At 69.6% G+C, this 9,055-nt stretch carries 10 protein-coding genes; 5 read left to right on the top strand and 5 right to left on the bottom strand.

Features of this window, described 5'->3' with window-relative positions:
- The first annotated feature begins 20 nt into the window (after positions 1–20).
- Positions 21–887, top strand: a complete 867-nt coding sequence (locus AU195_RS15295) for a patatin-like phospholipase family protein (protein WP_172800595.1) — start codon at positions 21–23, stop codon at positions 885–887.
- On the opposite strand, the gene AU195_RS15300 is transcribed toward AU195_RS15295, so the two are convergent.
- A complete protein-coding gene (locus tag AU195_RS15300) occupies positions 878–1,915 on the bottom strand; it encodes a patatin-like phospholipase family protein (protein WP_059159905.1) in 1,038 nt (345 codons plus the stop codon). The genes AU195_RS15295 and AU195_RS15300 overlap by 10 nt on opposite strands.
- A gap of 40 nt (positions 1,916–1,955) precedes the next feature.
- Positions 1,956–2,393, bottom strand: a complete 438-nt coding sequence (locus tag AU195_RS15305) for a lipoprotein LpqV (protein ID WP_059159906.1) — start codon at positions 2,391–2,393, stop codon at positions 1,956–1,958.
- Positions 2,394–2,503: 110 nt separating this feature from the next.
- Between AU195_RS15305 and AU195_RS15310 the strand changes: the two genes are divergently transcribed.
- Positions 2,504–3,034: a cysteine dioxygenase gene (locus tag AU195_RS15310; RefSeq protein WP_059159907.1), complete on the top strand. Its 531-nt coding sequence runs from the start codon at positions 2,504–2,506 to the stop codon at positions 3,032–3,034.
- 1 nt (position 3,035) lies between these two features.
- Complete coding sequence (locus AU195_RS15315; protein ID WP_059159908.1) at positions 3,036–3,410, top strand: rhodanese-like domain-containing protein; 375 nt, start codon at positions 3,036–3,038, stop codon at positions 3,408–3,410.
- Here the strand turns inward: AU195_RS15315 and AU195_RS15320 are convergent.
- Genes AU195_RS15320 through AU195_RS15330 form a run of 3 tightly spaced genes read right to left on the bottom strand, consistent with a single transcriptional unit; the run spans position 3,407 to position 6,936 of the window.
- Complete coding sequence (locus AU195_RS15320) at positions 3,407–5,104, bottom strand: alpha/beta hydrolase (RefSeq protein WP_059159909.1); 1,698 nt, start codon at positions 5,102–5,104, stop codon at positions 3,407–3,409. The genes AU195_RS15315 and AU195_RS15320 overlap by 4 nt on opposite strands.
- 9 nt (positions 5,105–5,113) lie before the next feature.
- Positions 5,114–5,887, bottom strand: coding sequence for an enoyl-CoA hydratase (locus AU195_RS15325; protein WP_059159910.1), 774 nt, complete (start codon positions 5,885–5,887; stop codon positions 5,114–5,116).
- An 8-nt stretch (positions 5,888–5,895) separates the two neighbouring features.
- The gene (locus tag AU195_RS15330; protein WP_059159911.1) at positions 5,896–6,936 is read right to left on the bottom strand and encodes an enoyl-CoA hydratase/isomerase family protein; all 1,041 of its coding nucleotides are present in this window, start codon (positions 6,934–6,936) and stop codon (positions 5,896–5,898) included.
- Positions 6,937–7,104: 168 nt separating this feature from the next.
- On the opposite strand from AU195_RS15330, the gene AU195_RS15335 reads away from it, so the two are divergent.
- Together AU195_RS15335 and AU195_RS15340 are read left to right on the top strand one after the other, a co-directional pair.
- Positions 7,105–7,953 (top strand): Bax inhibitor-1/YccA family protein, encoded by an 849-nt coding sequence (locus tag AU195_RS15335; protein ID WP_059159912.1) that lies wholly within the window; start codon positions 7,105–7,107, stop codon positions 7,951–7,953.
- 152 nt (positions 7,954–8,105) lie between these two features.
- On the top strand, positions 8,106–8,951 hold the full coding sequence (locus AU195_RS15340) for a hypothetical protein (protein WP_059159919.1): 846 nt from the start codon (positions 8,106–8,108) through the stop codon (positions 8,949–8,951).
- Positions 8,952–9,055: the final 104 nt, after the last annotated feature.

Genomic DNA, 9,055 nt, shown 5'->3' on the forward strand with positions numbered 1-9,055 from the left:
TGCGATGCGTGGCACACTGCCTGCCTGTGACGAAGCGAGCACTGGTGCTGGCCGGTGGCGGCATCGCGGGCATCGCGTGGGAGACCGGGGTGCTGCGCGGCATCGCCGACGAGGCGCCGGACACCGCGAGGGCGCTGCTGGCAAGCGATGTCCTGGTCGGCACGTCGGCCGGGTCGACAGTGGCCGCGCAGATCGGCAGCGGCCTCGGCATCGAGGCCCTGTACGACCGGCAGTCGACCCCGGAGTCCTCCGAGATCGACCCCGGGGTGAGTATCGAGACCATCATGGGCGTGTTCATGGCCGCGATGACCGATCCGGACGCGACGACCGCCCAGAAGCTGCGACGCATCGGCGAGATCGCGCTGTCCACCCCGACCGTCGCCGAGGACGTGCGCCGTGCGGTCATCGAACAGCGACTGCCCAGCCACGACTGGCCCGACCGGGAGCTCCGGGTCACGGCGATCGACACCGCCACCGGGGAACTCGTCACCCTCGACCGGACCTCGGGCGTGAGCCTGGTCGACGCCGTCGCCGCCAGTTGCGCCGTCCCGGGCGTGTGGCCGCCGGTGACGATCGGGTCGCGGCGCTACATGGACGGCGGCGTCGGCAGCACCGTCAACATGGCCGTGGCCGCGGACTGTGACGCCGCGGTGGTGCTGGTGCCGTCCGGCCGGTCGTCGCCGTCGCCGTTCGGCAGCGGCGCCGTCGCCGAGGTGGACGGCTTCCCGGTTCCCACGTTCGGCGTCTTCGCCGACGACCAGGCGTTGGAGGCGTTCGGCGCCAATCCGCTCGACCCGGCGTGCCGGATACCGTCCGCGCAGGCCGGCCGGGCGCAGGGCCGGCGGGTGGCCGCCGACGTCGCCGGCTTCCTCGCCGGTCAGGTCTGAGGCGGCGAGGCGCACCGCGGCTGCTCGAACTGGTCGAGCGCCCGGATGGCCAACTGCCTGCCCACCTCGATGACCTCGGCTGCGCGGTGGAAATCCAAACTGCGACAAGCTGACCGGGGAACCTCGATGAGCAGGTCGGGCGGATAGGCGGCGAGGGTGTGGCGGGCCAGCGCCGCCTGGGCGATGTCGATGGTGCGGTTCATCACCTCGAAGCTGCCCAGTTTCGGCACCGCGACCTCCTTGGCGGAGTCGACGAGTTGGTCGGCGCTGCCGTCCGTTTCGGTGTGCTCGTCGGTGGTCTCCCCGTCCTCGTCCACCGGGGTGGTGCCGAAGCGGTTGAACATCGACCGCACCGCCGGGGTGTCGAGCACGCTGCGCGCCGACTTCGTGTCCAGCAGCGCAGTGGTGCTGCGCAGCAGGCGGTCCAGCCAGTCGGCCGTGGAATTCCCCTCACTGACGTCGGGTTCGTAGCCGCCGGACTCGCTGCCGCCGAGGCTCACCGCGATCGTCACGTCGGCGTTGACCGCGGCGACCGGTGCCATCGGCAGCGGGTCGAGGATGCCGCCGTCGGCCAGCAGTCGTCCGTCGAGGACGTGGGGCGTGATGACGCCGGGGATCGCGATCGACGCGCGGATCGCCGCGTCCACCGGACCGCGCTGCAGCCACACCGATCGGCCGGCGATCAGATCCGTCGTGACCGCGGTGTACGGCACCGGCAGGTCTTCGATGCAGACCTCACCGAGCATCTCGCGGACCGCGTCGAGGATCTTCTCGGCGCGCAGCACGCCGGGCGCGGTGAGCGAAGGGTCCAGCAGGCGCAGGACCGCGCGCTGGGTCAGGGATTTCGCCCACTCCGAGTACTGGTTGAGCTTGCCGGCCGCCTGCAGACCGCCGACCAGCGCGCCCATCGACGACCCCGAGATGCCGACGATCTCGTAGTCGCGTGCCCGCAGTTCCTCGATGACGCCGATGTGCGCGTAACCGCGGGCGCCGCCACTACCCAGTACCAGAGCGACGCGTTTGCTCATGGGGCCATTGTCCGCCCGTTTCGCGCAGCGTGATTCGAACTCAGCCGCAGAGTTCGTCGGCGGCGGCCTCGGCGGCGACGATCACGGCGGCCTGACGCGCAGGGTTCAGCTTCGACCACGGCTCGCCGAAGGTGCCCGGCCCCGGCGCATCGGACTTCTGTAGGTCGGCGAGATACGGCTCGAGCTGGGCTTTGAGGTCGCCGCCGCGTTCGGCCATCCACAGCCGGGCCGTGTTGCAGGCCTGGAAGTACTCGTCTTCGGTGGACTCCGCCGGGGCGCCGACGGCCGTCGTCACCCCGGCCGGTGAGACGCCGACCTGACCAGGGGCCGCGGTGCGGGCGGGTGTGGTCGTCGGTGACGCCATGGCCTGCGACGACGACGGCTCCGCAGCGTCGTCACCGCCGCCCGAACAGCCGGTGAGGACGACGCCGCCGGCGACGGCGACGGCCGCGAAGTGGCGGGGGAGGCACCTGCGCATGGGCCCAATCTATGCAACACTGGCCGCCGTGACGGAGCGGACCGCGGTTCTGGAGTGTTGTCGGGCCTGACGCCCACCCTCAGACCCGTCTGCCTTCTGGAGCTCCCGTCATGTCCGTGCCCACCCTTGCCCCTGCCGTACCCGCTGTCTCCGCACCCACCCGGTTGCGCCTTCCCGACCTGCTGCACGCCACCGACCGCGGTGCCGACGATCTGATCAGCGGGCGCTACGACCACCTGCTGCCCCGCGGCGGCGTCCCCACCGACGACCGCTGGTACACCAAGCTGCACGGTGACGACGAACTCGACATCTGGCTGATCAGCTGGGTGCCGGAACGGTCGACCGAACTGCACGACCACGGTGGTTCGCTCGGCGCGCTGACCGTGGTGTCCGGGTCGCTGTCCGAGACCCGGTGGGACGGCGAAGGTCTGCGACGGCGACGGCTCGCGGCAGGCGATCAGGCCGCGTTCCCGCTCGGCTGGGTGCACGACGTGGTGTGGGCGCCCGAGGTCACCAGCGGTCCCACCCTCAGCGTGCACGCCTACTCGCCGCCGTTGACCGCCATGTCCTACTACGAGGTCACCGATCGGCAAACGTTGCGCCGCAACCGAACCGAACTCACCGAATCGCCGGAGGGCTGAGATGGCCAGTCGCATCGACCGCGTACTCGACCAGGCCCGCGCCAAGCTGCGGCGCATGCCCGCGGCCGCGGTGCCCGCCGCGCTGGACCGCGGCGCGGTGCTCGTCGACATCCGTCCGCAGGCTCAACGCGCGCGGGAGGGCGACGTGCCCGCCGCGCTGGTGATCGAGCGCAACGTGCTCGAGTGGCGCTGCGATCCCACCAGCGACGCCCGGATACCGCAGGCCGTCGACGACGACGTCGAATGGGTGGTGCTGTGCTCGGAGGGCTACACCTCGAGCCTCGCCGCGGCGTCGCTGCTCGACCTCGGGCTGCACCGGGCCACCGACGTCGTCGGCGGCTACCACGCGCTCAAGGCCGAAGGTGTCCTCGTCTAGCTGTTCTCGTCGGAGTGCAGCACCGGTCGCAGGCGCTCGGTCTTCTCCGGCGTCCACCCCGGCGGCTGCAGAACGGCCGCCCAGCCGTTGACGACATCCTTGACGTACACGTGACCGTGGCCGTCCGGAACGTCGACGGCCACCGCCATATCCGCCGACACCTGCAGGAACGTCACCACCGGGATCCACTTCATCCGGGCCGTCCGGTCATAGCCCGGTGGCTCCTTCAGCCAGTCCGGCCGGGCGAACAACAGGTCGGGGTTCCACCACGCGATCGGGTCCGAGGCATGCTGCAGGTACACCACTCTCGGTGTGCCCCAGGGGTCTTCGGGCCGGCCGAGGTCGTCGGGGCGGGCGACGAAGCGGACGTTCTCACCCTTGTCGTAGACCGGCAGCCACTCGGGCGAACCCGGGTCGCGCTGTCCGGTCAGGTCGGTCCAGATGGTGTTGTTGAACGTCGGCCCGGAGAACAGCGCACCGTCGGTGCGCGCGATCAGGTTGTTCAGCGCCAGGAACGGCGCCTCGCCGCCGAACGAGCCCAGACTCTCACCGAACACGACGAGACGCGGACGCCGGTCCTCCGGCAATTCCCGCACCAGCGCGTCGACGGCCTCGAACAACGCCTGTCCGGCCTGTCGCGCGTTCTCCTTGTCGACGAGGAACGACAGCCAGCTCGGCAGGAACGAGTACTGCATCGACACGATCGCGGTGTCGCCGTTGAACATGTACTCCAGCGCGGAGGCCTCGGCCTCGTTGATCCAACCGGTGCCCGTGGTGGTCGCGACGGCGATCACCGCGCGGTCCAGACCGCCGGTGCGCAGCAGTTCCCGGGCGGCCAGACCGGCGGTCGCGCGGATGCCGTCGGCCGAGTTGAGGCCGGCGTAGGCGCGGATCGGCTCGGTCGCGGGTGCGCCGTTGAAGGCGCTGAGTTCGGCGACCGTCGGCCCGCCCGAGACGAAGATCCGGCCCTGATGGCCCAGCGACTCCCAGCTGGCCAGCGACTGCGGCCCGCCCGACCGCAGGGCGCTGACCGGGGCCGGAGTGTCCGGATCGGTCTCGTCGTTGACCGTCTCGAAGGTGTTGTTGATCGCGCTCATCGCCCCGCGGACCACGACGCCGTTGAGCAGTGCGATCGTCAGCGCCACCAGCAGGACCACCACGACGACGGCCGAGACCCTGGGCGGGGCAACACGATTGAGCTGCCCGACCAGGAACCGGACCAACCGCCGGATCAGCTGGCCCACCTCGACGAGCGCGAACAGCACGACGATCGCCAGCACCGCGGTCAGCGGGTGTTCCCAGAACCCCATCCGCGGCACGCCCATCGCGTCGCGCACCTGGTCCTGCCAGACGTGGAAGTAGACGATCATCAGCACCTGACCGACGACGCCGACCACGACCAGCGCCCACCAGGCCCACCGCGGAGCCGCCGGACTGGTGTCCCTGGAGAGCATGTAGCGCACGAGCCAGACCGCGAACACGCCGATCCCGTACCCGGCGGCGCCGGCCCCGCCGCTGACCAGACCCTGGAACAGCGGGCCGCGCGGCAACAGCGACGGGGTGAGCGAGAACCACAGGAATACCAGCCCGACGGCGGTGCCGAAGAACGTGTAGTGGCGCAGCCACCACGCCCGTCTACGTGGTGGCCGGTCCTGCGGCGGAGACTGCTCGGTGACCTCCGCGGTATCGCTCACCAGAGCAGATTAGCGATGGGTGAAGTTGGCGGGGCGCTTCTCGCTGAACGCCGCCATGCCTTCCTTCTGGTCCTCGGTCGCGAACGTGGAGTGGAAGAGCCGGCGTTCGTACAGCAGGCCCTCGGTCAGCGTGGACTCGAAGGCGCGATCGACGGCTTCCTTGGCCATCCGGGATGCGTTGCGCGACATGCCCGCAATCGTCGCAGCGACCTCGTTGGCCTCGTCGAGCAGCCGGTCGGCGGGCACCACCCGCGACACCAGGCCACTGCGTTCGGCCTCCTCGGCGCCGATCGTGCGGCCGGTCAGGATCAGGTCCATCGCCTTGGCCTTGCCGATCGCGCGGGTCAGCCGCTGCGATCCGCCCATACCGGGCAGCACGCCGAGTTTGATCTCGGGCTGCCCGAATTTGGCGGTGTCGGCGGCGATCAGGATGTCGCACATCATCGCCAGCTCACACCCGCCGCCGAGTGCGTAGCCCGCGACGGCGGCGATGGTGGGGGTGCGGGTGGCGGCGAACTTGCCCCACAACGCGAAGAAGTCGGCGGTGAAGACCTCGGCGAACGACAGGCTCGCCATCTCCTTGATGTCGGCGCCCGCCGCGAAGGCCTTCTCGCTGCCGGTGACGATGATCGCGCCGATGCCCTCGTCGGCGTCGAACTCCGCTGCAGCCGTGGTGACTTCGGCCATCACCTGCGAGTTGAGGGCGTTGAGCGCCTTGGGGCGGTTCAGCGTGATCGTGCCGACCCGGCCCTCGCGGGTGACGAGGATGGTCTCGTAATCCATGGCTACTCCTATGCGGGAAAGGTGAGTTCGGGGTCGGCGGGTGCGAAGTAGGCGTCGACGTCGGCTCGGGTGACCTCGGCGGCCGACTGGTGCGACCACCGGGGATTGCGGTCCTTGTCGACGAGTTGGGCGCGGATGCCCTCGACGAAGTCGTGTGAGCGCAGCGACGCACAGGAGACGCGGTATTCGTCGCGGAGCACGTCCTCCAGTGTGTCGAGTCGGGCCGCCCGGCGGACCGATTCGAGCGTGACGGCCAGCGCGACGGGGGAGCGGGACTCGATGAGGTCGGCGGCGTCGCGGGCCGGGCCGGCGTCGTGGCCGCGCAGCGCTGCGATGATGTCGGCGACGGTGTCACCGGCGTAGCACGCATCGATCCAGTCCCGTTGGGCGAGCAGCGTGCTCGCGGGCGGTTCGGCGGCGTGGGCGGCCAGCGCGGCCTCGGCCCCGTCGGCGACGACCGCCGCCTTGAAGTCGTCCAGCTTGTCGTGCGGCACGAAGTGGTCGGCGAACCCCATCGCGATCGCGTCGGCGCCGGAGAACGGGGCGCCGGTCAGTGCGGCGTGCAGGCCGAGCAGCCCGGGAGCGCGCGACAACAGGTAGGTGCCACCCACGTCGGGGATGAAGCCGATGCCGACCTCGGGCATGCCCATCTTCGTGGTGTCGGTGACCACCCGCACGTCGCCGTGCGCGCTGACGCCCACGCCCCCGCCCATGACGATGCCGTCCATCACCGCCACATAGGTTTTGGGGTAGCGGCCGATGTACGAGTTGAGCTGGTACTCCTCGAACCAGAACCGCCGCGCGTCGGCGCCGCCGGCCTTGGCGCTGTGATAGAGCGCGATCACGTCGCCGCCGGCGCACAGACCGCGTTCGCCCGTCCCGGAGAGCAGCACGGTGTGGACACCGTCGTCCTTCTCCCAGGCGTGCAGCGCATCCGCCAGCGTGGTCACCATCCCGTGGGTCAGCGAGTTGATCGCCTTGGGCCGGTTCAAGGTGACGAGCCCGACGCCGTTCTCCACAGAAACTAGGACATCCTCGTTTTCCGCCACGGGAAGCAATGTAGATCGTCGCCCGCGGTGCGCGCACGACGGGTAAGGTTTCGCTCGACCGTCCTGGGAAGTTCCTGTGAGATCTTGCCTCGATTTCGGGAACTCACGCCGGACCGTCGATCGTTGACCGTGTGTTCGTCATCGAACCACCTATGAGAGGACCCGACGGTGCGCGAGAGCAGCAACCCGGTATTCCGCTCCCTGCCGAAGACGCAGGGCGGATACGCGACATTCGGTACCGGAGCCGCCGGCTACGGTGCCCAGCAGGTACACGCTGAGCCGTATACGACGCAGTACCCGGAGCAGACCGGCGTCGCCCGGCCGATGACCATCGACGACGTCGTCACCAAGACCGGCATCACGCTGGCCGTGCTGTCGGCCGTCGCCGTCGTCTCCTACTTCCTGGTCGGGATGAACCCGGGCCTGGCCGGCCCGCTGACCATGATCGGCGCCATCGGCGGCCTGGTGATGGTCCTGATCGCGACCTTCGGCCGCAAGCAGGACAACCCCGCCATCGTCCTGACCTACGCGGGCCTGGAAGGTATGTTCCTGGGCGCGATCTCGTGGCTGTTCGGCAACGTCGTCGTCGCGGGCGGCAGCGCGGGCGCGCTGATCACCCAGGCGGTGCTCGCCACGCTCGGCGTGTTCTTCGGCATGCTCGTCGTCTACAAGACCGGCGCCATCCGCGTCACCCCGAAGTTCACCCGCATGATCGTGGCCGGCCTGTTCGGTGTGCTGGTGCTCATGCTCGGCAACTTCGTGCTCGCGCTGTTCGGCGTGGGCGGCGGCGAGGGCATGGGCCTGCGCAGCGGCGGCACCATCGCCATCATCTTCTCGCTGGTCTGCATCGGCCTCGCGGCGTTCAGCTTCCTGATCGACTTCGACGCCGCCGACCAGATGATCCGCGCCGGTGCGCCGGAGAAGGCCGCGTGGGGCGTCGCCCTGGGCCTGACCGTCACGCTGGTCTGGCTGTACATCGAGATCCTGCGGCTGCTCAGTTACTTCCAGAACGACTAGCAGCCTTTCCAAGGAAGCCCGGCACCGGTGGTGCCGGGCTTTCTGCTTTCTCGACGTTGATTCTGTGCACAGATCGCGATCAGTCCACAAACGGCGATCTGTGGGCAATGTCAACGGCGGGCCGCGTCGGTGCGGCGGCCGAATCTGCGGTCATGCTCGACAGACCCTTCGTCGGCACGGAGGCGTTGCGCGCAGGCCTCGTCCGTAAGCACCAGCTGCGCGCGCACTTCCGGACCGTCTTCCCGAACGTGTACGTGCGCCGCGACGCCACGCTGACGCTTCGCGATCGGGCCAGGGCCGCCTGGCTCTGGTCGAATCGGCAGGGCGTGCTCGCCGGGTTGACGGCGTCCGCGCTCCATGGCGCCAAATGGGTCGACGACACGCAACCCATCGAGATGATCGTCCATGGCAGCCGCCCGCCCGCGGGCCTGCGGACCTCGGCGATGTCGCTGCTGGACGCCGAACGCTGCCTCGTCGGCGGGCTTCCCGTCACCACGATCGACCGCACGGCCTTCGATCTGGGCCGACGCGGCGCAATCGACGAGGCCGTCGCACGACTCGACGCGCTCGCCTGGGCAACCCGATTCGACGTGGCGAGCGTGCAGGACACGGCGCGGCGCCATCCCCACACTCGAGGCCTGCGCCGACTCGAGCAAGCGCTGGATCTGGTGGACGCCGGCGCCGCGTCGCCACAGGAGACGTGGCTGCGGCTGCTGCTCATGCGCGCCGGATATCCACGACCGAGAACCCAGATCCCGGTGCTCAGCCCGGACCGATCGCGGAAGTACTACCTCGACATGGGTTGGGAGGACACCATGGTCGCCGCCGAGTACGACGGCGATCACCACCGCACGACCAAGAGTCTGTTCGCCTACGAGATTCAGCGGTTGGAGGACATCGCAGCGGCCGGTTGGCATGTCGTCCGCGTTGCGGCGCGCAGTCGTGAGTCCGACGTGTTGGGCCGCGTACAGCGGGCCTGGCAGCTACGCGCGGGTTGACTCTGCGCACAGATCGCGAACTCGCCGGGCGGTTTCAAGCGGTGGATGCAACAGCTGGTGGGTTTGAGAGTAGTTCGTTGAGTTTCTCGGCTGGTGTTCTCCAG

It is taken from the genome of Mycobacterium sp. IS-1496 (assembly GCF_001499995.1).
GTDB lineage: Bacteria > Actinomycetota > Actinomycetes > Mycobacteriales > Mycobacteriaceae > Mycobacterium.

What these genes read in the sequence shown, in the direction of transcription:
- AU195_RS15325 (WP_059159910.1), bottom strand. Translation starts at nt 5,887, where the DNA reads ATGGATTACGAGACCATCCTCGTCACCCGCGAGGGCCGGGTCGGCACG.
- AU195_RS15300 (WP_059159905.1), bottom strand. Translation starts at nt 1,915, where the DNA reads ATGAGCAAACGCGTCGCTCTGGTACTGGGTAGTGGCGGCGCCCGCGGT.
- AU195_RS15340 (WP_059159919.1), top strand. Translation starts at nt 8,106, where the DNA reads ATGCTCGACAGACCCTTCGTCGGCACGGAGGCGTTGCGCGCAGGCCTC.
- AU195_RS15310 (WP_059159907.1), top strand. Translation starts at nt 2,504, where the DNA reads ATGTCCGTGCCCACCCTTGCCCCTGCCGTACCCGCTGTCTCCGCACCC.
- AU195_RS15315 (WP_059159908.1), top strand. Translation starts at nt 3,036, where the DNA reads ATGGCCAGTCGCATCGACCGCGTACTCGACCAGGCCCGCGCCAAGCTG.
- AU195_RS15305 (WP_059159906.1), bottom strand. Translation starts at nt 2,393, where the DNA reads ATGCGCAGGTGCCTCCCCCGCCACTTCGCGGCCGTCGCCGTCGCCGGC.